Origin of the sequence: Pseudorhodobacter sp., assembly GCF_030452865.1 — a bacterium.
Classification (GTDB): Bacteria; Pseudomonadota; Alphaproteobacteria; order Rhodobacterales; family Rhodobacteraceae; genus Pseudorhodobacter.
In genome coordinates, this window is the sequence record NZ_JAKDLJ010000003.1 from 1 (window position 1) to 22,663 (window position 22,663).

Genomic DNA, 22,663 nt, shown 5'->3' on the forward strand with positions numbered 1-22,663 from the left:
TGCTTGCCGGCCGAGACCGCGATCTTGAACTTGCGCGGCAGGAACTGGAATTCCGGGTGATCGGTGGACCATTGGCGCAGCAATTCAGCGATGGGGCGGGGGTCTTCGACCTCATCGGCAGCGGCCCCGGCGAAATGATCGGCGGTGACGTTGCGGACCGTGTTGCCGGAAGTCTGGATTGAGTGCATACCAACATCGGCCAGATCCGACAGGATCATCGGAATGTCGGTCAGGCGCGGCCAGTTATACTGGATGTTCTGGCGGGTGGTGAAATGGCCGTAACCCTTGTCGTAGGTATCTGCAATCTGCGCCAATGCGCGCATTTTGCGCGGATCAAGCGTGCCGTAAGGGATCGCCACCCGCAGCATATAGGCGTGCAGTTGCAGATAGACGCCGTTCATCAGACGGAGGGGCCGGAACTCATCCTCTGTCAATGAACCATCAATCCGCCGTGCCACCTGGCCGGCGAATTGCGCGACGCGGGCGCGTACGAATTCTTGATCAAACGCGTTGTAATTATACATGATTTTTTATCCAGTGGTTTTGGGCCTCTTGCTTGCCATGGGCATAGTTGGACGGCCCACGGGTGCGGAAATCCTCGCGGAAATGCACTGGTTCTGGCCCGCGATCGCCGCGCCTGGCGTCCGCAAGATAGGCGCCGACTGCGATGCGCTTTTGAGCCGTAGCGTCAAGCAAGCGCAATTGGGCATGCGCCTCATCCTCGATCAGTTCTGCTTCATTGTGTTGACGTGACCAGGTGTCAGCGGCGGTCAGATAGATCACATCGCCGGAAATCAGGTCATTGGCGGTGACAATCTTCGGGGAGAATGCGCGGCTCATGCCTGTGCCTCCTGCAATTGGGGAAGGGAATTGGCTGCTGCACGGGGTGCTAAACCAAGAAGGATGATGGCGGGGCCGTTTGCCTCTGCCACGGCTTGCGGCAGGGTGGCCAGCGTTGCACCGATGATTTGCTGATCGGGGCGGGACACATTGGCGACGACGGAAACCGGGGTGTCGTGCGCCGCACCATGCATCAGCAACCGCCCCTGAATGAAGCGCGCCGATTTCTTGCCCATGTAGATCGCGCTGACCTCACCACTGCGGGCAATCCCGGCCCAGTCGTGATCGGCGTATCCTGCCACGTCATACCCCGTCAGGATGCGCAGAGCGGTGTTGCGACCCCGACGGGTCAGCGACTGACCGATTTCGGCGGCGGCGACGGTGGCTGCGGTCAACCCTGGCAGGATGGTGAACGCAATGCCCGCCGCATCCAGCGCCTCCATTTCCTCATCCATCCGTCCGAAAATCCCACAATCGCCGCCTTTGAGACGCACAACGCGGCGACCGGGAAGTGCCTGCGCCACCAGAAGCGCGTCAATTTTGGATTGATCGGTGGAGGTGCCAAAACCTTCCTTGCCCACGTCGATCAAGGTGACATTCTCGGGGATCAGCGCCAGCACTTCCGCTCCGACGAGACGGTCATGGATCACCACGTCAGCCTGTTGCAATGCTTGATAAGCACCAAGCGTCAGATGAGCCGCAGCACCCGGACCGGCGCCGATGAAGGTCACGAGGGGCGTGGAGGGGGCGTTGGTCATGTTCAATCCTCTGGCTATTTGTCCAAATTATAGGATATTTTCCCGGTGTTGCGCCATATGCCCTTGTAGATAAGGAAGTTTGTTCGCATTATGCGGTCAGATGGAACGGCGGTCCGGTTTTGGAGGAGTAAGAGGAATGGCAGCCCGATTGGATGAGATGGACCGGAAAATCCTTGCGGAGTTGCAAGAGGATGCGTCGCAAAGCCTTGATGAAATCGCGCGTAAAACCGGCTCATCCAAGACGCCGGTTTGGAATCGGATCAAGCGGATGAAGGAAGACGGGGTGATCCAGCGCCAGACGGTGCTGCTGGATGCCGAGGCGCTGGGGCTGGAGGCGTGCTTCTTCGTTCTCATCCGCACCTCGGAGCATGAGGCCGATTGGCAACGTAAATTCCTGCGGGCGCTACGGCAGCGGCCGGAAGTGCTGGAGGCGCATCGGCTGGCGGGTGATATCGACTATATCCTGAAAGTGCGCGTCGCCAACGCGCGGGCCTATGACACATTCTATCAGGCGCTGATTTCCGAGGTGCGGATTTTCAACGTCACGGCCCTGTTGTCGATGGAGGAGATCAAATCGACGACGGTGCTGGCAGTGTGACGCCGGACAGCGGGCATTCTGCCCTCACTCCGCCTTTCAAGCGTTTTGCATTCTATCGCCAACATGCGCATCGAAATTCGCGTTCAGCCAACGGTCGAAGCAGCTAATTGCGATTCAAATCAAATGCAAAACGATCTCGGTACATTCAGCCCCTGAAGGTATTTTCGCCAAGATGAAATTGCGGGTCAGGCGGTGATCATCAACCGTTCCAACCCGTGGAAGTGGTAAAGATCGGCGTAGCGCGGCGGCTCGGTCAGCCGCAGACCGGGAAGGCGTTCAAACAGGATCGGCAAGGCGGTTTGCAGCTCCAGTCGGGCCAATGGTGCGCCGACGCAGAAATGCAGACCCGCGCCAAAGCTCAGATGAGGTTTGACCGGACGATTGGGATTAAATCGTTCGGGCCGCTCGTAAGCCTGAGGATCACGATTCGCGGCGGCGAGCAGCAAGGCAACTTCGCTGCCCTTCGGGATCAGATGGCCCATCACCTCCGCATCCTCATAAGCGTGCCGGGTGAACATATGCAGTGGCGGATCAAAGCGCAAAAGCTCCTCCACCAATGCATAGGCCGGGGTGGCTGTGATCGGCGTTCCGGTCTCCAAAATGGTTTTTACCGCGTTGCCGATGCTGTGGACCGTCGCCTCGTGCCCGGCATTGAGCAGCAGGATGCAAGTGGTGATCAATTCATCGGTGGAAAGTCTCTCTCCCGCTTCCTCGGCGGCAATCAGATGGGTGATCAGGTCATCGGCAGGCTTGGCGCGGCGTTCCTTGATATAACTGCGCAGAAAGGCGGTGAAATCAGTGCTGGCTGTTGCGGCGGCGTCTTCCACAGCGCGGCTCCGGTTGGGAATGTACATCTTGACCATGGCATTGGACCAGCGCAGCAGTTGGTCACCCATTTCTTCCGGGACACCGAGCAGACGCGCAATGATGATGACGGGCAGGCGTTGGCCGAAATGCCGAAGCAGGTCGAAGCTACCCTCCGGAAAGGCAGTAATCAGTTCATGGCTGAGCTGCGCAATCTCAGGGGCCAGCGCATTGATCTGCCGGGAGGTGAACGCCCGCATCACCAGCCCGCGCAAGCGCGTATGGCGTGGCGGTTCCAGTTCCAGCATCGAATCGGCCTCGACTGCGTAAAAAGGGGCGGTATGCGGAGCGATTGGCTTGCGTTGTTCCTGCGGCACTTCGCGACCAAACCGGCGGTCGCGCAGGATTGCGTTCACGGCGGCATAGGAGGTTGCGCAGGTTTTGCCGTAGTCGGTCCAGTGAAAAAAAGGGCCAGAGACGCGGGCGCGGTCATAAAACGCATAAGGGTCCTGCACAAAGGCGGGATCATTTGGCGATTGTGACAGGCTCCGCATGGCGTCAGTGATGCCCAAGTGCTGCGACAATAGCGCCGAAATCGCTGGCTTTCAGGCTCGCGCCACCAACCAATGCACCGTCCACATTCGGAACCGCGAAAATATCCGCCGCGTTGCCGGGTTTGACCGATCCGCCATAAAGCAGGCGCATCTGCCGGGCAGGATCACCAAAGCGCCGGATCAGTGTGTCACGGATGAATCTGTGAACCTCTGCCACCTCTGCCAGTGTCGGCGTGCGCCCGGTGCCGATGGCCCAGACCGGTTCATAGGCGATCACAAGGCTTTCCGGATTGTCGTGCGCCAGCGGAAGTGAGCCTTCAAGCTGCATTGCGATCACTGCCAGCGTCTCACCCGCATTGCGCTGGGCTTCGGTTTCTCCGACGCAGACGATCGCAACCAGTCCTGCGGTCAGCGCCGTTATCGCTTTGGCGCGCACCAACGCGCTGCTTTCGCCATGATCGGCGCGACGTTCGGAATGGCCCACGATCACATGGCTCGCGCCTGCATCTTTCAGCATCAGCGCGGAGATATCGCCGGTATGGGCCCCGTTCTGCGCGGCATGGCAATCCTGCCCGCCGATCATCAATGCTGATCTTTCCGCAATCTGCACCATTCCGCCGATGAGGGTTGCGGGGGGGCAAAGCAGCATGTCACATCCCGGTGTCGGATGCGCCGTCAGCAGCGCGCGCGCCTCACCCAACTCCGCTGATGTGCCGTTCATCTTCCAGTTTCCTGCGGCGAGTTTGCGCATATCCGTCCCTCCATTGCATCTGGGCAATGCTATAGCGTTTTGTATTTCATCTGAAACAGACAAATTGGAATTCGCATCTCATCAACGGGAGAGGCAGCGAATCCGATTTCACTTCAAAGGCAATATTCTTTCGAAGGATTTTGGCGGGATCTGTAAATCCTGCCTGCCGTTCTTCGCGATGAGCCTTCATCTTGGCAAAAATACCTCCGCCGGAGGCACGATTTTTCCCGAAAATCGTTTGCGACGTCTGCAGTTTCAACCGTCCTTGAACTTGATCGACTCGCCGCATCCGCAGGCTTCCGATACGTTCGGGTTACGGAACTTGAACCCGGCTTCCAAAAGCGAGGTTTCATAATCAATCTCGGTCCCGATCAGGAACATCTGCGCCATTGGTGCAATCATCACCCGTGCGCCATCCTGTTCCACGGTTTCATCCATCGGATTCACGTCGGATACATAATCCATCGTGTATTCCATCCCGGCGCACCCGCCCTTTTTAACACCGATCCGCAACCCAGAGGAGCCGCGTTTTGCCATCAATCGCGCGATCTGGCGCGTTGCGGCCGGGGTCAGGGTGACAGCAGCTTTTCCGGGAATTCCGAACATTTGGCGTCCTCCAGCGTTCAATCGTCAATATAGGGCATTGGGCGACATCTCTCAAGATCCGCGCAGATCGCTTACATGAAGCCGAGTTCCAGCCGCGCCTCGTCCGACATCATCTCCATCCCCCAGGGCGGATCGAAGGTCATGCCGACATTGACGGTCTTCACCCCCGCCAGAGGCTCCACCGCATCCGCGACCCATCCGGGCATTTCGCCTGCCACCGGGCAGCCGGGTGCGGTCAGTGTCATCAGGATTTCGATATCATTTTCGGATGAAATATCAATCGTATAGATCAAACCGAGATCATATATGTTAACGGGAATTTCGGGGTCGAACACGGTTCGACACGCCTCGACCACCTGCTCATAAAGCGGATGGTCGGTGCTTGACTGCTTGATCAAAGGTGCGCCTTCGATGCGGTCTTGCGGCTGGTTCATTGTCGCCTCGCGGGTTATTCCGACTGAATATATAGGGAATTGTCATTCCCGCGTCCAGAGGCGACCGGAAGGCAAAAGCACTGCCACGATCCGTGAGAGAGGAAACTCTATGGTGCAACCTGATTCTTCGAAACAAAATTGCGTCGGCTCAAAACGGGATTTCGTCGTCCATGTCCGGACGACCACCGCCACTGCCCGACGATGAGGAGCCTCCGCTACGACCGGAACCACCGGATGATCCGCCGCCTTCGTAACCGCCGCGATCCTCGTATTCGTCGCCTCCGCCACCGCCGGCGCCGCCGTCACCCCGACCGCCGAGCAGGGTCAATTCGCCGCGATAGGGGCGGATCACGATTTCGGTCGAATAGCGATCCGCGCCGGATTGGTCCTGCCATTTGCGGGTTTCCAACTGGCCTTCGATGTAAACCGTTGATCCCTTGCGCAGATATTGCTCCGCAATGCGTCCGACGGGTTCAGAGAAAATCGCGACGGAATGCCATTCGGTTTTTTCACGCTTTTCCCCCGACGCTTTGTCGCGCCACGACTCGGACGTGGCGATCCGCAGGTTCACAACCTTGCCGCCATTGGCGAAGGTGCGCACTTCCGGGTCACGACCCAGATTCCCGACGATGATAACCTTGTTTACCGATCCAGCCATGCGGCCCCCCATTTTTGCAGCGACCTTGCCGGGCGCGTGATTCTCCTGGTTCCCGCAGCCTCGCCGGAACTGGCTAACAAAGCCTATAGCCTTGGCGGCGGCGCGCTGCAACTCACAGTCAGTATCTGCCTGTCGCGGGTCAGCCCTTGCGCCGTTCAACTGGCCTTCATGCGACATCACCGCAAGGGGTAGTCAATCCCGCCTGCTTGCCTATAATGCAACCGGTTCTTGGGGTGATTCAGGGTAGGCTCAATGCGGCGTTTGTTCGGAGCAGTTTTCATCTCTGCCGTTTGTGCGGCCGGGGCAGGTTACGGCGAAGGCTTGAACCTTTCCGGTAAGTCCAAATCACGCAACGCCTTGTTCAAATCGCAGACGCGCTTGCTCGATACCCGTTTGGCCAAGCAATATTCCGCCTCGGTGCGCCTGCAACCGAACCCGACGCCGATTGCCAAAGACGCGGCGATTCCACGATTTCGCGGCAGTTATCGAGGCCAGTATCTGACGGTCGCAAAAGCCGCCGCACGCAAACATTCGGTGCCGGAAGACCTGTTCTTGCGGCTTGTGCAGCAGGAATCGGGCTGGAACCCTTCGGCGCGGTCGCAGGCAGGGGCGACGGGCCTTGCGCAACTCATGCCGGGTACAGCGGTGCTGTTGGGTGTGGATATTCAGGACCCGCACCAGAATCTTGAAGGCGGCGCGCGGTATTTGCGCATGATGTATGACCAATTCGGAAGCTGGCGTCTGGCGCTGGCCGCCTATAATGCCGGGCCGCAGGCGGTGCAAAAGCATGCAGGCATTCCGCCCTATGCCGAAACCCGCAACTACGTTCTGATTATTCTGGGCGGCTGAAACGGCGCATGGCTCAGGTCAATTCGCCCGATGCGGTGATTCTGGTCGCGCCGCGCATGTAAGGGTGCAGCGCCGCTGGCAGATCGACGGAGCCATCGGCCTGTTGCCCGTTCTCCAACACCGCAATCAGGCAACGCCCGACCGCAAGGCCGGAGCCATTCAGGGTATGGACAAATTCCGGCTTGCCGCCGCCCGCAGGCTTGTAGCGCGCATTCATCCGGCGCGCCTGAAAGTCACCGCAGACAGAGACTGACGAAATCTCGCGGTAAGTATCCTGCCCCGGCAACCACACCTCCAGATCATGCGTTTTGGTGGAGCCGAACCCCATATCACCGGTGCAAAGCACCATCACACGGTAGGGCAATTCCAGCTTTCGCAGGATCGCCTCGGCGCAACTGGTCATGCGGTCGTGTTCTGCCAGTGAAGTTTCGGGCGTGGTGATGCTGACCATCTCCACCTTCTCGAACTGATGCTGGCGCAACATGCCGGAGGTATCGCGCCCTCCGGACCCCGCTTCGGAGCGGAAACATTGCGTGTGGGCGGTCATGCGGATCGGAAGCTGGGATTCCTCCAGCGTGTCACCCGCAACCGTGTTGGTCAGGGTGACTTCGGAAGTCGGGATCAGCCACCAGCCGTTGGTGGTCTGATAACTGTCCTCGGCGAATTTCGGCAGGTTTCCGGTGCCGAACATCGCCTCATCCTTGACCAGAACCGGAGTCCAGACCTCGTTCAACCCATGTTCTTCAATATGCGTATCCAGCATGAATTGCGCCAGCGCGCGGTGCAGTCGGATCATCGCACCGCGCAGGACGACAAAGCGGGAACCGGAGAGTTTGGCAGCAGTCGCAAAATCCATCCCCGGCAGGGCGGCGGGAAGTTGATAATGTTCCAGTGGTTTGAAATTTATTGCGCGGGGGGTGCCCCAGCGGCGGATTTCAACGTTATCGGATTCGTCGCGGCCTTCGGGAACTTCAGCCAAAGGCAGGTTGGGAATGGTCATCAACAGTTCGCGCAAGCGCGTATCCTCGACGCTTGCTTCGTCATTCAGAAGGGCGATTTCAGCTTTCGCCTTGCTGACCAATGCGCGCAACCGCTCAAACTCTGCTTCATCGCCTTTGGCTTTCGCCGCGCCAACCAGTTTAGACGCGGCGTTCTGGGACGCCGTTGCGGTTTCTGCCGCCAGGATTTTCGCGCGACGGCTTTCGTCGATCTTCAAGATTTCGACAGAACAGGGGGCCAGCCCTCGGCGCGCGAGTTCTGCATCAAAGGCTGCCGGATTTTCGCGGATGGCGCGGATATCATGCATAGGGTGGCCCTTTTGGTTTGTCTTGCTTCATTCAACGCGGCAGCTATGCCCGATTTGGCGGTGAAGGGCAAATGCGGAAAAGCGCATCCAGCAGCAGCTGGAAACGACAAATCGCCCACAGCGCCACAACTGTTTTTGCGGGGGGGATTCCATTTGGTGCGAAACCGGGCTATCTTCGCCAGATAAGCGCCGCAATGAGCGTGATCGAGGCAGAGAATTTCGGGGTTGTTCGCCAGCCAATGGCGCGGCAGCCAATGAGCAAGGACCAAGTGCAAGATGACCTTGGGGCAGGAACCAAGTCAGTTTTTCCGTGCAACCATGCGGCATTTTGCTGAAATGCGTGGTTCAGCGCCTGCGTCATCAGCGCAGGGGACCAGATTCCCGCAGGATTGGTTTGATCTGCCCGAGGCGTTTCTCGCGGATTTCGGGGCGATGTTCTATCTTGCCTCGCTGACGACGTTCCACCGTCGACGCACACTTGCGGATTTGTTTGCCAGTTTCGAAGCGCCGTTGCGGCTTGGGCAGTACAAATTGTTCCGTTCCAACGGTTTTGCGCGTGCCGGGATCACCTGGGCAGGGCTGTCGGAGGCGGCCGAGCGGCGCTTTGCCGTCGAACATCAGGCGTTGGAGCCGCAGGATTGGAACGGCGGCGCGTCGGTCTGGCTGGTCGATTTTCTGGCCCCCTTTGGCCATGTGGACCAGATTGTGCCGCTGTTGACGCAAAACCCCGGCCTGAACCGGGTGCGCACCCTTTGGCACAACAAGGATGGCAGCCGCTACCGCATTGTCGAATGGTCGCGTGCGACGCCGGAGGCCGAGGTACAGGTCAAATCCTACGGCGTCGGGCAGTTTCGCAAGATGATGGAGGGGGGGCGCACAGGTGGCGGCACCTAACATCACCGGTACGATTTCCGGCTCCGTTCTGGAAGACAGCGGCGCGGTCATCACGGGGGCGCTGACGGATTCGGGCAATGGCGCGGCCAATACCTGGGCCATCAACAGTGGTGCCAGCTTTGGCGCGGTCAGCATCAATGCGGCTGGGGTGTGGAGCTATGATCTCGACGACACGAACGCGACGGTCAATGCACTGGGTGCAGGCGATACGCTGACGGATACATTCGTGGTCCGGGTGACGGATGCGCTCGGAACCGACACGCAAATCATCACGATCACGATATCCGGCGTTCCGTGTTTTACCGCCGGAACACTGATCGCAACGGCTCTGGGGCCGCGCGATTGTGCAACCTTGTTACCGGGCGATGAGGTCTTGACCCGCGACCATGGGATGCAACCCTTGCGCTGGATCGGGCGACGACTGGTCGCAGGGGGTGAACTCGCTCTGGATGAGCGGCTCTGCCCGGTCCGCATCGCGTCGGGCGCTTTGGGGGCGGGGTTGCCGCTGCGCGATCTTTGGGTATCGCGCCAACACCGCATGATGGTTTCATCTGATATCGCCAAACAGCTTTGCGGCGCGCGCGAAGTGCTGTTGCCGGCGATCCGGTTGGTGGGCTTGCCCGGAATCACGCTGGACGCGCGGCCACAGCCGGTGGAATATGTGCATTTGCTGTTTGACCGGCATCAGATTGTCTTTGCAGAAGGTGCCCCGTCGGAAAGCCTGCTGCTGGGGCCGGAGGCGCTGCGCCTGTTGCCCGATGATGCCCGGTTGGAGATTGAAATCCTGTTTCCGGAAGCGGCGCAACGGGGGGCATTGTCGGTGCCCGCGCGCAAGATCCCGCAGCGTCGCTGGCAGAAAACCTTGGTGGCGTGCAGTCGGACCGCAACGCTTTTACCACGTGGATTTCAAGCGGGCGCAGCGAACCGGGGTCATGCTGCCCCGCGAAACGCTGCATTCGAAGTGATCTGATGCGGTGGTTTCGTTCTGACGATGCCGCGTGACTAAATGGTCGGTGAAGGGTGGTGCAGGCCGCCTTGCGAATAGGGCGCACCGGATATAGGGTGCGCCGCAACAAATCCGGGGCACTGCCCCACCGACCGAGAGGATATATTGATGTTTGCAACCCCCGCGTTCGCGCAGGCCGCTGGTGGTGGCCTGGGTGCCGTTACTTCCCTGATGCCGCTGATCCTGATTTTCGGGATCATGTATTTCCTGCTGATCCGTCCGCAGCAAAAGAAGCTGAAGGAGCACAAGGCAATGGTAGAGGCGCTGCGCCGAGGCGATCAGGTGCTGACGCAAGGTGGTATTGTCGGCAAGGTGATCAAGGTTGCCGATGATGGCATTGTCGAGGTCGAAATCGCCGATGGCGTCAAGGTCAAGGTTCTGCGCCACACAATCGCGCAGGTGATGTCGAAAACCGAACCGGCCTCGGCCTGATAACGGAAAGCCTGACCCCATGTTGCAAATCCCGCTTTGGAAGCGCGTGTTGATCTGGGCGCTTTGTGCGTTCGGCGTCATCTTCACCGTGCCCAACCTGTTCTATTCCAAGGTTGAGCAGCACAATGATGCGGTGGCCGCGGTCACCAAGGCGAACGGGGTGGCAACGCCGGAGCAGGAATCCGCGATTGCGCAATGGCCGTCCTGGCTGCCTTCCAACCTTGTGAATCTGGGGCTTGATCTGCGGGGCGGGGCGCATCTGCTGGCAGAGGTGCAGGTGGAGGATGTCTATGCCGCCCGGATCGACTCGATCTGGCCCGATGTCCGCGATGCGCTGCGCGATGTGCGCGATCAGGTCGGATCGGTGCGCAGGCAACCTTCGGTGCCAAGTATCCTGCGCGTGGCCATTTCAAAGCCTGAAGGCATGGCGGTCGCGTTGAAGGCGGTGCAGGCGTTGGCGACTCCGGTGGTGTCGATCACCGGGGCGGGGCAAAAAGACTATGAGATAACCTCCGACGGATCCGATATCGTTTTGCAACTCTCGCCGGCCGAACGCGCCGCAACCGACAGCCGCACGATCCAGCAATCGCTGGAGATCATTCGTCGCCGTGTCGATGCGGCAGGCACGCGGGAACCGACGATCCAGAGACAGGGCGTAGACCGGATTTTGATTCAGGTGCCGGGAATTGGTTCAGCGTCGGAGCTGAAAAAGCTGATTGGCACCACCGCAAAGCTGACCTTCAACCCGGTTGTCAGCCGCACAACCGACGCCGGAGCCAACCCCGGTCCGCGAAACGCGATTTTGCCCTCGGCGAATGAGCCGGGACAATATTACATCATCGAGCAGACGCCGGTGGTGACCGGTGAGGATCTGACCGATGCGCAACCGTCCTTCGACCAGAACAACCGCCCGGCGGTCAGCTTCCGGTTTGATCCGTCAGGCGCGCGGAAATTCGGCGACTACACTGCCAACAATATCGGCAGCCCGTTCGCCATCGTCTTGGATAATGAGGTGATTTCCGCACCGGTGATTCAAAGCCATATTCCGGGTGGGTCGGGTATCATCACCGGCAATTTCACTGTGGAGGAAAGTACCGACCTTGCGGTTTTGCTGCGGGCAGGGGCGTTGCCCGCCCAGATGACCTTTCTGGAGGAACGCACGATCGGCCCGGAACTGGGACAGGACAGTATCGACGCCGGGCGTCTTGCCTCCGTTGTCGCGATGGGCCTGGTTGTGGCGCTGATGATTGCGTCTTACGGCTGGTTCGGGACCATGGCCTCCGTCGCGCTGATGTTCAACGTGACGCTGATCTTCGGCACGCTCAGCGTGATCGGTGCAACCCTTACCCTGCCGGGGATCGCCGGGATCGTGTTGACCATCGGTATGGCAGTGGATGCCAACGTATTGGTGTTCGAACGGATCCGCGAGGAGCTGAAAACAGCGCGCGGACCTGCACGGGCAATTGAGTTGGGTTATGAAAAAGCGTTGTCCGCGATCATCGACGCCAACGTGACCACGTTCATCGTCGCAGTGATCCTGTTCATGGTGGGTGCTGGGCCGGTGCGCGGATTTGCCGTGACGCTGGCGATCGGGATCATCACCTCGGTCTTTACGGCGATTTATGTGACACGCGCGATCGTGGTGGTCTGGTTTGGCCGCACCCGTCCGAAAACGATAGAGGTATAGGGAAATGGCATTCCGTTTAAGACTGGTTCCCGCCGAAACGCATTGGGATTTCTTCAAGTACCGCTATCTGACATTCGGTGCATCGGTGATGGCCGTTATCGCATCGGTGATTCTGGTCCTGGTCATGGGGTTGAACTTCGGAATCGACTTCCGCGGCGGCACTACGGTCCGCACCGAAAGTACGCAAAAGGTCGATGTTGGCGCTTATCGCGCCGCGCTGGTGCCACTTGACCTTGGCGATGTCAGTATCACCGAAGTTTTCGACCCGAGTTTCGGGCCGGAAAAGAATGTCGCGATGATCCGGATTCAGGCGCAGGACGGCTATGAAGCTGTGACGCCAGCGGTCCTTGAAGACGCGGAGGCCGCGTTGAAAACCATCGACCCTGCGATCAGTTTCCCCTCCGTGGAATCTGTGGGGCCGAAAGTGTCGGGAGAGCTGATATGGTCTGCGATTCTGGCGGTACTGGGGGCCACCGGGTCGATCCTTGCCTATATCTGGCTGCGGTTTGAATGGCAGTTTGCGGTGGGCGCCGTTGTTGCGCTGGTCCATGACATTGTGGTTACAGTCGGGGTTTTCGCGCTGTTCCAGATCAAGTTCGATCTGGCGGTCATCGCGGCACTGCTGACGATTCTGGGCTATTCCATCAACGATACCGTGGTGGTCTTCGACCGGCTGCGGGAAAACCTGATCAAGTTCAAAACCATGCCGCTGATCGACGTGATGAACCTTGCGGTCAACGAAACCCTCAGCCGGACGTTGATGACCTCCACCACCACTCTGATCGCTTTGCTCGCCTTGTTGATCCTCGGCGGCGACGTGATCCGCGGTTTCACCTTTGCCATCACTTTCGGCATCGTGGTCGGGACGTATTCTTCGGTCTATGTCGCGAAAAACGTCGTTTTGTGGCTCGGGGTGAAGCGCGACTGGACGACCAAGCCGGAAACCCCCGGTACGCAGTTTTCCAATATCGACGCCTGATCCGATGCGCCTGACCGAGATCACCTATGAAGACGCCCGGCCCATCGACAGTTATGGGCCAGGCTTCTTCCGGATCGCGGGGCAGGTGCTGCACGGTCCGGTTCTGGTGACGCCATGGGATGCGGGGCCGTGGGGCGGGTTAGACGATAGTGCCGCTCCGCTCGCGCTCATCGATAGGATCGACGTGCTTTTCGTCGGCACGGGGGCAGAGATTGCGCAGGTTCCGTTGGTTTTCCGAGCCGCGTTGGAGTCGCAGGGCATCGGGGTCGAAGTGATGAACTCCCCCGCTGCCGCGCGGACTTACAATGTGCTATTGTCCGAAGGGCGCCGGATCGCGGCGGCACTGCTGCCTGTCTAGCTGTGTGTTGAAGAAACGGATTTGTGATCCATTCAAATTTGGCTTATTCGTCGCTTGCAGCGCATACGACAGTGGCGCATTGTTGTGCAAATGCGGTTGGGCTGGTTGACAGCGCACGCCACCGCCACCAGATATGGTGACTGAATAGGGGAAGGTAAAAGGTTGCCGAAACGCCGGGACCGTGGCTTTCCTGCCAGGTAAGGACAAGAAATGAGCGAACGCATCTCCCAAAGTCACCCGGTATTGCCGCTGCGCGATATTGTGGTGTTTCCGCATATGATTGTACCGCTGTTCGTGGGCCGTGAAAAATCGGTCCGCGCACTGGAGGAGGTTATGGCGGAAGACCGCCAGATCCTGCTGTCCAGCCAGATTGATCCGACTGTGGATGACCCGCAAACCGATGGTATCTATCGTGCCGGGGTCTTGGCCAATGTGCTGCAACTGTTGAAATTGCCCGATGGCACCGTAAAGGTGCTGGTCGAAGGCAAGTCACGGGTGCGGATCACGAATTTCGTCGAGAATGACCGGTTTTTTGAGGCGGAAGTCGCACCTTTGACCGAACTCCCGGGCGATCCCGATACGGTTGGCGCGCTGGTGCGGGCCGTGGCGGAGGAGTTTGAGCGTTACGCCAAGATCAAGAAGAACATTCCTGAGGAGGCGCTTTCTGCTGTTGCTGAAACCCGCGAACCCTCACGTCTGGCGGATTTGGCCGCCGGGCATCTGGGGATCGAGGTGTCCGACAAGCAGGCGCTGCTGGAAACGCTGGACGTTGGGCAGCGGTTGGAAAAGGTGTACGGCCACATGCAGGGCGAAATGTCCGTCATGCAGGTCGAGAAAAAGATCAAGACCCGCGTGAAATCCCAGATGGAACGGACGCAGCGCGAATATTACCTGAATGAGCAGATGAAGGCGATCCAGAAGGAACTCGGCGACGGTGAAGACGGCCAGAACGAGGTCGCCGAGTTGGAGAGCCGCATTGCCAACACCGCGCTGTCGAAAGAGGCGCGCGACAAGGCCGAAGCCGAAGTCAAGAAGCTGAAAAGCATGAGTCCGATGAGCGCGGAAGCGACCGTCGTGCGCAACTATCTCGATTGGCTGCTGGGTGTGCCGTGGGGTGTCAAATCCCGCGTCAAGAAAGACCTGACCAAGGCGCAAGCCGTACTGGACGCCGATCATTACGGGCTGGAAAAGGTCAAGGAACGTATCGTTGAATATCTGGCGGTGCAGGCGCGGTCTGCCAAGCTGAAAGGCCCGATCCTGTGTCTGGTCGGGCCTCCGGGTGTTGGCAAGACCTCATTGGGGCGATCGGTGGCGAAGGCCACGGGGCGGGAGTTTATCCGCATTTCGCTTGGCGGTGTACGCGACGAGTCTGAGATTCGCGGGCATCGGCGGACCTATATCGGCTCCATGCCGGGAAAGATCATACAGGCGCTGAAAAAGGCAAAAACCACCAATCCGCTGATTTTGCTCGATGAAATCGACAAAATGGGGCAGGATTTTCGCGGTGATCCTGCCAGCGCGATGCTGGAGGTGCTGGATCCGGAACAGAACGCCACCTTCACCGATCACTATCTTGAGGTTGAATATGACCTTTCGAACGTGATGTTCCTGACTACGGCGAACACTTACAACATGCCCTCGCCGCTGCTGGACCGGATGGAGATCATTCCGCTTTCGGGCTATACCGAAGATGAAAAGCAAGAGATTGCCAAGCAACACTTGATCCCGAAGCAGATCAAGAACCATGCTTTGAAGAAAGGTGAGTTTTCGGTTGCCGATGATGCGCTGCTGGAAGTGATCCGCACCTATACCCGCGAAGCTGGCGTTCGTAACCTGGAACGCGAACTGGCAAAGCTGGCACGCAAGGCGGTGACCGAAATCGTCAAGGGCAAGACCAAGAAGGTTGAGGTCACGATTGACGGGCTGGAAGGCTTCCTTGGTGTCAAACGGCACCGCTATGGTTTGGCGGAGTCCGAGGATCAGATTGGCGTGGTGACAGGCTTGGCCTGGACTTCGGTTGGTGGCGAGTTGCTGTCGATCGAGGCACTGCGCCTGCCGGGCAAGGGCCGGATGAAGACCACCGGCAAACTGGGCGATGTGATGAAGGAGTCGATTGATGCGGCGGCCAGCTACGTCCGTTCGATCAGTCCGGAAATTGGGGTGAAACCACCGAAGTTCGAGGCGATTGATATCCATGTCCACGTTCCGGATGGGGCTACGCCAAAGGATGGTCCGTCTGCTGGTTTGGCGATGGTCACCTCTATTGTTTCCGTTCTGACACAAATTCCGGTGCGCAAGGATATAGCAATGACGGGGGAGGTGTCCCTGCGCGGCAACGCGATGCCTATCGGCGGGCTCAAGGAAAAGCTGATGGCGGCTTTGCGCGGTGGAATTACCACGGTTCTGATCCCGAAAGAGAACGAAAAGGATCTGGCGGAGATTCCGGCGAATGTGAAGGCGGGGCTGACCATCATTCCCGTCACCCATGCGCGCGAAGTGCTGAAACTGGCGCTGGTTCGGCAGCCGGAAGCGGTCGAATGGGACGAGGCTGCCGAAGAAGCTGCGGCGGCAGCCCGGCAAGCGAAGTCCGACCCCGGATTGGGCCAAACCGCACATTGAACCGAGGCTGAATCGCCAGTACTCCAGAAAGGCGCGTCAGATTTGCCGCGCCTTTCTGTATTTCAGAACCGGCACTCGGGATTGCCGTATCAGCACGAAAAGAGCGTGCAAAACACCTGCCGCAATGTGCCGGGGCGCTCACCCTCAGACATCCGGCGCTTTTGACGACGGCGTGTGCCGCGATCTGATATGAAGTTGATTGAATCGTTTCCATCTTTTCTTCTGCACGCTGCCGGAACGCGCCGCGTTGCGTATTTCCGCTGTTCCCTTGCGCCAAAAACGTAGCTAAATTGTTGCCAATCGAGGAACAATCATCAGCAGGAGCCGACATGACCACTCGGAAGACCACCACTGACAAAACGGATCAGGGCAAGAAGGATGCGGCCAAAACGCCGGCGGTGGCGAAACCCGCAGCCAAGACCAGCGCAAAGCCTGCCATGAAACCTGTCGTCAAGTTGCAGGCCCCACAAGTGACGAAGATCCAACCGGCGGAAGTGGTGGTTCCGAAACTCTCGGTCGTCGGCAATGCGCCCACTCCGCTGGCCGCCGAGGCGGCAAAAGCCGACGGCGACGAAAACCGGATGATGAAGAAACAGGAATTTGTTGAGCGCGTGGTCAAAGCCACCGGGGCGAAGAAAAAGGACGTGAAACTTATTCTTGAGGCGGCGCTTGGCGTGCTCGGCGATGCACTTTCGGCGGGGGAGGAGTTGAACCTGCCGCCGTTGGGTAAGACCAAGGTGAACCGACAGAAAATCGAAGGAAATGCAGAAGTGCTGATCCTGAAATTACGGCGCGGAACCGGCAATGCTGGGGGCGGTAACGACGACGTGAAACAGGGTCTTGCAGAGGATGGTGAAGATGATTAGACCCCGCGTAATCGGGTGATTAGCTCAGTGGTAGAGCGCTTCGTTCACATCGAAGATGTCAGGGGTTCAAATCCCTTATCACCCACCACTTCCCCGAACATTGCAATCGCCGGTTCGATGCGGGATTTGTTGTGCCGGTCGACAGGATCGACTAAGGGAGGCGGAAATCTTTGGGCCGCTGCGGCCCTGACAAGCCGGGGGCGGATATGACGGGCAAGAACGGGCTGACCTATGCCGATGCAGGGGTAGATATCGACGCGGGCAATGCTTTGGTGGAGCGGATCAAACCTGCGGCCAAGCGCACCGACCGGCCCGGCACCATGTCTGGATTGGGAGGTTTCGGCGCGCTCTTTGATCTGAAAGCGGCGGGCTTTGCGGACCCGGTTCTGGTTGCAGCGACCGACGGTGTGGGCACCAAGCTGCGGATTGCGATTGATACCGGCCATGTCGATACAATCGGCGTGGATCTGGTTGCGATGTGCGTCAACGATCTGGTATGTCAGGGCGCGGAGCCTTTGTTCTTTCTGGATTATTTCGCAACCGGCAAGCTGGAACTGGATCAGGCGACGAAGATCATCAACGGCATTGCGGCCGGGTGCGAAGCCTCGGGTTGTGCCTTGATCGGCGGCGAAACCGCTGAAATGCCGGGAATGTATCACAAGGGCGATTTCGATCTGGCCGGATTTGCGGTCGGTGCGATGGAGCGGGGGACGGCGTTGCCGGCGGGCGTGGGCGAAGGCGATGTGCTGTTGGGGCTGGCCTCCGACGGGGTGCATTCCAACGGCTATTCCTTCGTGCGCAAGGTGGTGGAGTTGTCGGGACTGGATTGGGCGGCGGATTGCCCCTTCGGCACTGGAACGCTGGGGGAGGCATTGCTGGTGCCGACACGGCTTTATGTGAAACCGGCGCTGGCGGCTATGCGGGACGGGGGCGTTCATGCGCTGGCCCATATCACCGGTGGTGGGCTCACCGAAAACCCGCCGCGGGTAATCCCGGAAGGTCTGGCTTGTGAAATTGATCTGTCAGCTTGGGCGTTGCCGCCGGTTTTTCGCTGGCTGGCGGAAACGGCGGGGATGGTGGAGGTCGAACTGCTGAAAACCTTCAACTGCGGTATCGGCATGATGCTGGTGGTGAAGGCTGATCGTGCGGATGCACTTTCCGCGATGTTGCGCGACGCGGGTGAAATTGTTGTCACCATGGGGCGTGTGGTGCCGGGCGCGGGTGTGATCTACAACGGGAAATTGCTTTGAAGCGTGTTGCCATCCTGATTTCCGGGAGTGGTTCGAATATGATGGCGCTGTGCCGCGATATGGTCGGGGATCACCCTTGTCGGCCAGTGCTTGTCGCCTCCAATGATCCGGATGCGGCAGGATTGCGCCGCGCTGCGGAGTTGGGGATTGCCACGACGGCGGTGGACCATCGCCCCTACGGTGCCGATCGCGCGGCGTTTGAGTCGGCGCTGTTGGAACCGATTCTTGCGGCAGCCCCGGATATTCTGTGCCTTGCGGGGTTCATGCGGGTGTTGACGCCGGCGTTTGTCGCACGGTTCGAAGGGCGGATGCTGAACATCCATCCCAGCCTCTTGCCGAAGTATCCGGGTCTGCGCACCCATGCCCGCGCGCTTGCGGCAGGAGACTTGGAGGCCGGATGTTCGGTGCATGAGGTCACGGCGGTTCTGGACAGCGGCCCGCTCTTGGGCCGCGCCGTGGTGCCGGTTTTGGTCGGTGATACGCCAGAGGATCTGGCGTCGCGGGTGCTTGCGCAGGAGCATCGGCTTTATCCCGCCGTGCTGCGGCGGTTCGGAAATGGCGAGCGGGGCTTGCTGAGACTCAATTGAGTTTGGCGCATCGCTGATACGGACAAGGAATAACCTATGTTTTCAGGGCTTATCCGGTTTTGAGCGGTTTCAGGTGAACGGGTCTGACTATCGGAGCGGGGGCGGCTTCTTGGCGTTTCTAGGAAACCGCCTGCCAGCCAACGCAACCGCACGATCAAGGAGGCTGAGGTCCAAAGTCGACCCGAGGGAACGGCGACGGCTGCACGTCCAACGCATCCGCGATGACGACCATCAGCAGCTTCGCAGCCATCTGACCGACTTCCTCAACGCACACAGTTTCGGACGCAGCCTCGACACCCTCAAACGCAACACGCCCTATGAGTTCATCTGCAAACAATGGCCATACGAGCCGGAAAGGCTCACCCTGGACGCACTGCATCAGATGTCGGGACCAAACCGTTATTCAGCCTTGGCAAGAGCGCGTTCATAGTCCTGTCCGGGGATCGCATCCAGCAGGCTCCGGGTATAAGCCGTGTCAGGGTCGTGCAAGACTTTCCCTGTTGGCCCCACCTCAACGATCCTCCCCTTCTGCATCACGATAATCCTGTCACAGATACGCGCCGCGACCCTTAGATCATGGGTAATAAACAACATCGACAAATTCAGCCGTGTTTTGAGATCCGCCAACAGGTCCAGCACCTGAGCCTGAATCGACACATCGAGGGCGGACACAGCCTCATCTGCAATGATAATCGAAGGATCCAACGCCAGGGCCCGCGCGATGCCGATACGCTGCCGCTGCCCGCCGGAAAATTCATGCGGGAACCGACCCATCGCTGACGGATCAAGACCGACCATTTCCAGTAGCGCGCGCGCCTTCACCATTGCATCCGCTATTGGAACGTTGTGCGCAATCAAGCCTTCGGTCAAGATCCGTGACACACGCGCCCGCGGGTTCAGCGACGAGAACGGGTCTTGAAAGATCATCTGCATTTTGCGCCTCTGGTCGCGCAAATCGGCCCCTGACATATGCGCGATGTCGGCGCCATCAACCATCACGCGTCCGGTGTCCGGATTGATAAGCCGGACAAGGCAGCGCCCAACCGTGGATTTGCCCGACCCACTTTCGCCGACAATACCGATCGTCTCACCCGAGTAGAGTTCAAAGCTGACATCCTGCACGGCCTTGACCACACGGCGCTTGCCGAAAAAGGTGCCGGAACTGGTCGAAAAGGTCTTGTTCAGCCCCTCGACCGTCAGAACAGTTTTGCGGTCGATCGGTGCGACCTCATCATGGCGGGTGAGGCGAGGAATGGCGTCAATCAACGCTCGGGTATAGGGGTGCTGCGGCTTCAGCAAAACCTCGTCCGCCGTGCCGGTCTCCACAATTGTTCCGGTCTGCATGACTATCACCCTATCCGCAATATCGGCCACGACGCCAAAATCATGCGTGATAAAGATGACGGCCATGCCACGCGAACGGCGCAAATCCTCAATCAGCTCAAGGATTTGGGCCTGTGTGGTCACATCAAGCGCCGTTGTCGGTTCATCCGCGATCAAGATTTCGGGTTCCAGCGCCAGTGCCATCGCGATCATCACGCGCTGGCGCTGGCCGCCCGACAACTGGAACGGATAGGCGCGGATTGCAGACTCCGGGTCGGGGATGCCAACCTCCTTCAGCAGTGTCAGGGCTCGGGCGCGGCGCTCAGAGCCGACCAGTTCGCCATGGGCCTCAAAGACTTCCGCAATTTGGGCCCCGACCCGCATCAGTGGGTTAAGCGCGCTCAGCGGTTCCTGGAAAATCATTGAAATCCTGCGGCCACGCAGCGCCATCATCTGCTGTTCCGACAGGCCCAGTATGTCCTGCCCGTCAAAGGTGATGGTGCCGCCAACTGCATTGACGCCTTCCGGCAGCAGCCCCATCACGGCATTGGCCGACATGGATTTTCCCGAGCCGCTTTCCCCGACGATGCAAAGGATTTCACCTGCGGCGAGATCAAAATTGATATCCTTGGCGGCATATCGTCGATCAGCGCCCCCCGGCAGGGCAATGGCAAGATCACGGATGCTCAGCAAGCTCATTCGGATTTCCTCGTCAGACGCGGGTTCAGGGCGTCGTTCAGGCCCTCACCAATCAGGTTCAGCGCAAGCACCGTCAGAAGGATTGCCATCCCCGGCAGGAACGACAGCCACCATGCCGTTCGGATCACTGTGCGTGCCGCGCCGATCATATAGCCCCAGGACATGATGTTCGGATCACCCAAACCAAGGAACGACAGCGAGCTTTCCAGCAGGATCGCCTGCGCGACCATTAGCGAAGCAAGGACGATGATCGATGGCAGTGCATTAGGCAGAATATGCCGCAGAATGATCTGCACGTTTCCCAAACCTGACAACGTTGCCGCCTCGACAAATTCGCGCGTGCGCAAACTCAGCACCTCGCCCCGCACCAATCGGGCCACGGGCGGCCATGACACAACTGCAATAGCAATGATGACATAGGTGAGGCTGGGCTGAAAGATCGCCAGCAAAACAATGGCCAGCGCGAAACTGGGGATTGTCTGAAAGAATTCGGTAAAGCGCATCAACGCATCATCCGTGCGTCCAACGAAATAGCCGGCAAAGGCGCCGACCGGCACGCCAATCGCCAGCGCAACGATGGTTGACACAAGCCCGACCAGCAGACTGACATAGGCGCCATGTGCCAACCCCGACAGCACGTCGCGCCCCAGAGCATCGGTGCCCAAAGGCAGCCCGCCTTGTGTAAACGGCGGCAGAAAGGGGCGCTGCACCATTTTCCAGGGGCTTTGCGGAAAAATGAACGGCGCGGCAATTGCAGTGGCAATCACGATCGCCAGAATGACCAACCCGATCACGGCACCACGGTTATAGCGGAATCTTTTCCAGAAATCCTTCATGCTGTCAGCCTTATGCGCGGGTCAACGATGACATAAATGACATCGGTAATAAGATTGAAGAGCAGCACCATCGCGCCGGAAATATAGAAAACACCGAGGATCACCGCGTAATCACGCTGGTTGATCGCCTCAAACATCAGGCGTCCGATACCGGGCCAGGCAAAGACCGTCTCCGTCAGGATCGCCCCGCCGAATATTTGGCCGGCCTGAAGGCCCGCCAGCGTGATGACGGGCAATAGCGCATTGCGCAAAATATGCCTGCGCTGGATCACACTGCGTTTGAGCCCCTTGGCACGAGCGGTTTTGACAAAATCAAGACGGCTAACTTCCAGCATGGAGGCGCGTGTCATGCGCATGTATATTGCCATGAAAAAGAGGCCCAAAGTCGTGGCAGGCAGCACCAGATGCTTTGCCACATCCAAAACATGCTCAATGCCGGTATAGCCTGCACCAATCGTCTCATAGCCAAAGCCGGGCAGCCACCCCAGCCAGACCGAGAACACAAGCGATGCCATCAACGCCACCCAGAACAGTGGAGTCGCATAAAACAGCAGTGCCAGCATGGAAATGATGGTGTCGCCCCATGATCCCTGCCGCGCCGAGGCGGCAACGCCCGCAGTGACACCCAACACCAGTGACAACACAAAGGCCACCCCTGTCAGCAGCAAGGTTGCTGGCAGGCGGCTGGCGATCAGTTCAGACACCGGCATCTGCTGGCGATAGGAAAAACCCAGATCCAGTTGAACGGCGCCTTTGAGGTAAGTCCAGAGCTGGATGTATAATGGCTGATCGAGGCCAAATCGCTCCCTCAGATCGGCGAGAAACTTCGCATCTGCCGCGCCGGCCTCCCCCGCCATGACGGCGGCGGGATCGCCGGGAGCTGCGTGGATCAGAAGGAAATTGAAGACGAGGATGGCCAGCAGGATAAAACCAGCCTTAACAAGCCTGCCCAGAATGAAAGGTATCACG

General features: G+C 59.0%; 23 protein-coding genes, 1 tRNA gene and 2 pseudogenes. 14 read left to right on the forward strand and 12 right to left on the reverse strand.

The window, feature by feature from the left end; all coding sequences use genetic code 11:
* From L0H65_RS00515 to cobA, 3 genes and pseudogenes are all read right to left on the reverse strand, one after another.
* Positions 1 to 524, reverse strand: a pseudogene (locus L0H65_RS00515) (nitrite/sulfite reductase); the annotation flags it as partial.
* Complete coding sequence (locus L0H65_RS00520; protein WP_301456809.1) at positions 517 to 840, reverse strand: DUF2849 domain-containing protein; 324 nt, start codon at positions 838 to 840, stop codon at positions 517 to 519. The pseudogene L0H65_RS00515 and the gene L0H65_RS00520, both read right to left, overlap by 8 nt.
* A complete protein-coding gene (cobA, locus tag L0H65_RS00525; protein WP_301456810.1) occupies positions 837 to 1,598 on the reverse strand; it encodes a uroporphyrinogen-III C-methyltransferase in 762 nt (253 codons plus the stop codon). The genes L0H65_RS00520 and cobA overlap by 4 nt, the downstream gene beginning before the upstream one ends.
* Before the next feature lie 136 nt (positions 1,599 to 1,734).
* On the opposite strand from cobA, the gene L0H65_RS00530 reads away from it, so the two are divergent.
* Positions 1,735 to 2,196 (forward strand): Lrp/AsnC family transcriptional regulator, encoded by a 462-nt coding sequence (locus tag L0H65_RS00530; RefSeq protein ID WP_301456811.1) that lies wholly within the window; start codon positions 1,735 to 1,737, stop codon positions 2,194 to 2,196.
* 185 nt (positions 2,197 to 2,381) lie between these two features.
* Here L0H65_RS00530 and L0H65_RS00535 read toward each other — a convergent pair whose 3' ends face one another.
* The 5 genes from L0H65_RS00535 to ssb form a co-directional block, all read right to left on the reverse strand.
* Positions 2,382 to 3,554 carry a cytochrome P450 gene (locus L0H65_RS00535; protein ID WP_301456838.1) on the reverse strand — a complete coding sequence of 391 codons (1,173 nt, stop codon included), beginning with the start codon at positions 3,552 to 3,554 and terminating at the stop codon, positions 2,382 to 2,384.
* 4 nt (positions 3,555 to 3,558) lie between these two features.
* Positions 3,559 to 4,305 carry a triose-phosphate isomerase gene (gene tpiA, locus L0H65_RS00540; RefSeq protein WP_301456812.1) on the reverse strand — a complete coding sequence of 249 codons (747 nt, stop codon included), beginning with the start codon at positions 4,303 to 4,305 and terminating at the stop codon, positions 3,559 to 3,561.
* A 255-nt stretch (positions 4,306 to 4,560) separates the two neighbouring features.
* Positions 4,561 to 4,911: an iron-sulfur cluster assembly accessory protein gene (locus L0H65_RS00545; RefSeq protein WP_301456813.1), complete on the reverse strand. Its 351-nt coding sequence runs from the start codon at positions 4,909 to 4,911 to the stop codon at positions 4,561 to 4,563.
* Between the two features lie 71 nt (positions 4,912 to 4,982).
* Positions 4,983 to 5,345, reverse strand: a complete 363-nt coding sequence (locus L0H65_RS00550; RefSeq protein WP_301456814.1) for an SUF system Fe-S cluster assembly protein — start codon at positions 5,343 to 5,345, stop codon at positions 4,983 to 4,985.
* A gap of 148 nt (positions 5,346 to 5,493) precedes the next feature.
* Entirely contained in the window at positions 5,494 to 6,003 is a 510-nt protein-coding gene (gene ssb / locus L0H65_RS00555) for a single-stranded DNA-binding protein (RefSeq protein WP_301456815.1), read from the reverse strand.
* 252 nt (positions 6,004 to 6,255) lie between these two features.
* On the opposite strand from ssb, the gene L0H65_RS00560 reads away from it, so the two are divergent.
* The gene (locus L0H65_RS00560) at positions 6,256 to 6,852 is read left to right on the forward strand and encodes a lytic transglycosylase domain-containing protein (RefSeq protein WP_301456816.1); all 597 of its coding nucleotides are present in this window, start codon (positions 6,256 to 6,258) and stop codon (positions 6,850 to 6,852) included.
* 13 nt (positions 6,853 to 6,865) lie between these two features.
* Here L0H65_RS00560 and serS read toward each other — a convergent pair whose 3' ends face one another.
* Positions 6,866 to 8,158 carry a serine--tRNA ligase gene (gene serS / locus L0H65_RS00565; protein ID WP_301456817.1) on the reverse strand — a complete coding sequence of 431 codons (1,293 nt, stop codon included), beginning with the start codon at positions 8,156 to 8,158 and terminating at the stop codon, positions 6,866 to 6,868.
* A 276-nt stretch (positions 8,159 to 8,434) separates the two neighbouring features.
* Between serS and L0H65_RS00570 the strand changes: the two genes are divergently transcribed.
* The 12 genes and pseudogenes from L0H65_RS00570 to L0H65_RS00625 all read left to right on the forward strand — a co-directional run.
* Positions 8,435 to 9,052 (forward strand): toxin-activating lysine-acyltransferase, encoded by a 618-nt coding sequence (locus L0H65_RS00570; protein WP_301456818.1) that lies wholly within the window; start codon positions 8,435 to 8,437, stop codon positions 9,050 to 9,052.
* Positions 9,039 to 10,022, forward strand: coding sequence for a Hint domain-containing protein (locus L0H65_RS00575; RefSeq protein WP_301456819.1), 984 nt, complete (start codon positions 9,039 to 9,041; stop codon positions 10,020 to 10,022). The genes L0H65_RS00570 and L0H65_RS00575 overlap by 14 nt, the downstream gene beginning before the upstream one ends.
* 144 nt (positions 10,023 to 10,166) lie before the next feature.
* Positions 10,167 to 10,490 (forward strand): preprotein translocase subunit YajC, encoded by a 324-nt coding sequence (yajC, locus tag L0H65_RS00580; protein WP_301456820.1) that lies wholly within the window; start codon positions 10,167 to 10,169, stop codon positions 10,488 to 10,490.
* A 19-nt stretch (positions 10,491 to 10,509) separates the two neighbouring features.
* Positions 10,510 to 12,177: a protein translocase subunit SecD gene (gene secD / locus L0H65_RS00585; protein ID WP_301456821.1), complete on the forward strand. Its 1,668-nt coding sequence runs from the start codon at positions 10,510 to 10,512 to the stop codon at positions 12,175 to 12,177.
* 4 nt (positions 12,178 to 12,181) lie between these two features.
* Positions 12,182 to 13,156 (forward strand): protein translocase subunit SecF, encoded by a 975-nt coding sequence (gene secF, locus L0H65_RS00590; RefSeq protein WP_301456822.1) that lies wholly within the window; start codon positions 12,182 to 12,184, stop codon positions 13,154 to 13,156.
* 4 nt (positions 13,157 to 13,160) lie between these two features.
* Positions 13,161 to 13,514, forward strand: a complete 354-nt coding sequence (locus L0H65_RS00595) for an Mth938-like domain-containing protein (protein ID WP_301456823.1) — start codon at positions 13,161 to 13,163, stop codon at positions 13,512 to 13,514.
* A 210-nt stretch (positions 13,515 to 13,724) separates the two neighbouring features.
* Positions 13,725 to 16,133: an endopeptidase La gene (lon, locus tag L0H65_RS00600; protein ID WP_301456824.1), complete on the forward strand. Its 2,409-nt coding sequence runs from the start codon at positions 13,725 to 13,727 to the stop codon at positions 16,131 to 16,133.
* 329 nt (positions 16,134 to 16,462) lie between these two features.
* Positions 16,463 to 16,999, forward strand: a complete 537-nt coding sequence (locus L0H65_RS00605; RefSeq protein ID WP_301456825.1) for an HU family DNA-binding protein — start codon at positions 16,463 to 16,465, stop codon at positions 16,997 to 16,999.
* 13 nt (positions 17,000 to 17,012) lie between these two features.
* Positions 17,013 to 17,087: transfer RNA gene (locus tag L0H65_RS00610), tRNA-Val, on the forward strand.
* 118 nt (positions 17,088 to 17,205) lie between these two features.
* Positions 17,206 to 18,249 carry a phosphoribosylformylglycinamidine cyclo-ligase gene (gene purM, locus L0H65_RS00615; RefSeq protein WP_301456826.1) on the forward strand — a complete coding sequence of 348 codons (1,044 nt, stop codon included), beginning with the start codon at positions 17,206 to 17,208 and terminating at the stop codon, positions 18,247 to 18,249.
* Positions 18,246 to 18,836: a phosphoribosylglycinamide formyltransferase gene (purN, locus tag L0H65_RS00620; protein ID WP_301456827.1), complete on the forward strand. Its 591-nt coding sequence runs from the start codon at positions 18,246 to 18,248 to the stop codon at positions 18,834 to 18,836. The genes purM and purN overlap by 4 nt, the downstream gene beginning before the upstream one ends.
* Positions 18,837 to 19,059: 223 nt before the next feature.
* Positions 19,060 to 19,266 (forward strand): annotated as a pseudogene (locus tag L0H65_RS00625) (hypothetical protein); the annotation flags it as partial.
* Here the strand turns inward: L0H65_RS00625 and L0H65_RS00630 are convergent.
* The 3 genes from L0H65_RS00630 to L0H65_RS00640 are packed head-to-tail and all read right to left on the reverse strand — an operon-like array spanning position 19,236 to position 22,662.
* Positions 19,236 to 20,858, reverse strand: coding sequence for an ABC transporter ATP-binding protein (locus tag L0H65_RS00630; protein ID WP_301456828.1), 1,623 nt, complete (start codon positions 20,856 to 20,858; stop codon positions 19,236 to 19,238). The pseudogene L0H65_RS00625 and the gene L0H65_RS00630 sit on opposite strands and share 31 nt — an antisense overlap.
* The gene (locus L0H65_RS00635; RefSeq protein WP_301456829.1) at positions 20,855 to 21,694 is read right to left on the reverse strand and encodes an ABC transporter permease; all 840 of its coding nucleotides are present in this window, start codon (positions 21,692 to 21,694) and stop codon (positions 20,855 to 20,857) included. The genes L0H65_RS00630 and L0H65_RS00635 overlap by 4 nt, the downstream gene beginning before the upstream one ends.
* A complete protein-coding gene (locus L0H65_RS00640) occupies positions 21,691 to 22,662 on the reverse strand; it encodes an ABC transporter permease (RefSeq protein ID WP_301456830.1) in 972 nt (323 codons plus the stop codon). Before L0H65_RS00640 ends, L0H65_RS00635 begins: the two co-directional genes overlap by 4 nt.
* Position 22,663: the final 1 nt, after the last annotated feature.

Bases quoted from the DNA above. Each gene is read 5' to 3' on its own strand.
- L0H65_RS00520 (WP_301456809.1), bottom strand. From the start codon at position 840: ATGAGCCGCGCATTCTCCCCGAAGATTGTCACCGCCAATGACCTGATT.
- cobA (WP_301456810.1), bottom strand. From the start codon at position 1,598: ATGACCAACGCCCCCTCCACGCCCCTCGTGACCTTCATCGGCGCCGGT.
- L0H65_RS00530 (WP_301456811.1), top strand. From the start codon at position 1,735: ATGGCAGCCCGATTGGATGAGATGGACCGGAAAATCCTTGCGGAGTTG.
- L0H65_RS00535 (WP_301456838.1), bottom strand. From the start codon at position 3,554: ATGCGGAGCCTGTCACAATCGCCAAATGATCCCGCCTTTGTGCAGGAC.
- tpiA (WP_301456812.1), bottom strand. From the start codon at position 4,305: ATGCGCAAACTCGCCGCAGGAAACTGGAAGATGAACGGCACATCAGCG.
- L0H65_RS00545 (WP_301456813.1), bottom strand. From the start codon at position 4,911: ATGTTCGGAATTCCCGGAAAAGCTGCTGTCACCCTGACCCCGGCCGCA.
- L0H65_RS00550 (WP_301456814.1), bottom strand. From the start codon at position 5,345: ATGAACCAGCCGCAAGACCGCATCGAAGGCGCACCTTTGATCAAGCAG.
- ssb (WP_301456815.1), bottom strand. From the start codon at position 6,003: ATGGCTGGATCGGTAAACAAGGTTATCATCGTCGGGAATCTGGGTCGT.
- L0H65_RS00560 (WP_301456816.1), top strand. From the start codon at position 6,256: ATGCGGCGTTTGTTCGGAGCAGTTTTCATCTCTGCCGTTTGTGCGGCC.
- serS (WP_301456817.1), bottom strand. From the start codon at position 8,158: ATGCATGATATCCGCGCCATCCGCGAAAATCCGGCAGCCTTTGATGCA.
- L0H65_RS00570 (WP_301456818.1), top strand. From the start codon at position 8,435: ATGACCTTGGGGCAGGAACCAAGTCAGTTTTTCCGTGCAACCATGCGG.
- yajC (WP_301456820.1), top strand. From the start codon at position 10,167: ATGTTTGCAACCCCCGCGTTCGCGCAGGCCGCTGGTGGTGGCCTGGGT.
- secD (WP_301456821.1), top strand. From the start codon at position 10,510: ATGTTGCAAATCCCGCTTTGGAAGCGCGTGTTGATCTGGGCGCTTTGT.
- secF (WP_301456822.1), top strand. From the start codon at position 12,182: ATGGCATTCCGTTTAAGACTGGTTCCCGCCGAAACGCATTGGGATTTC.
- L0H65_RS00595 (WP_301456823.1), top strand. From the start codon at position 13,161: ATGCGCCTGACCGAGATCACCTATGAAGACGCCCGGCCCATCGACAGT.
- lon (WP_301456824.1), top strand. From the start codon at position 13,725: ATGAGCGAACGCATCTCCCAAAGTCACCCGGTATTGCCGCTGCGCGAT.
- L0H65_RS00605 (WP_301456825.1), top strand. From the start codon at position 16,463: ATGACCACTCGGAAGACCACCACTGACAAAACGGATCAGGGCAAGAAG.
- purM (WP_301456826.1), top strand. From the start codon at position 17,206: ATGACGGGCAAGAACGGGCTGACCTATGCCGATGCAGGGGTAGATATC.
- L0H65_RS00630 (WP_301456828.1), bottom strand. From the start codon at position 20,858: ATGAGCTTGCTGAGCATCCGTGATCTTGCCATTGCCCTGCCGGGGGGC.
- L0H65_RS00635 (WP_301456829.1), bottom strand. From the start codon at position 21,694: ATGAAGGATTTCTGGAAAAGATTCCGCTATAACCGTGGTGCCGTGATC.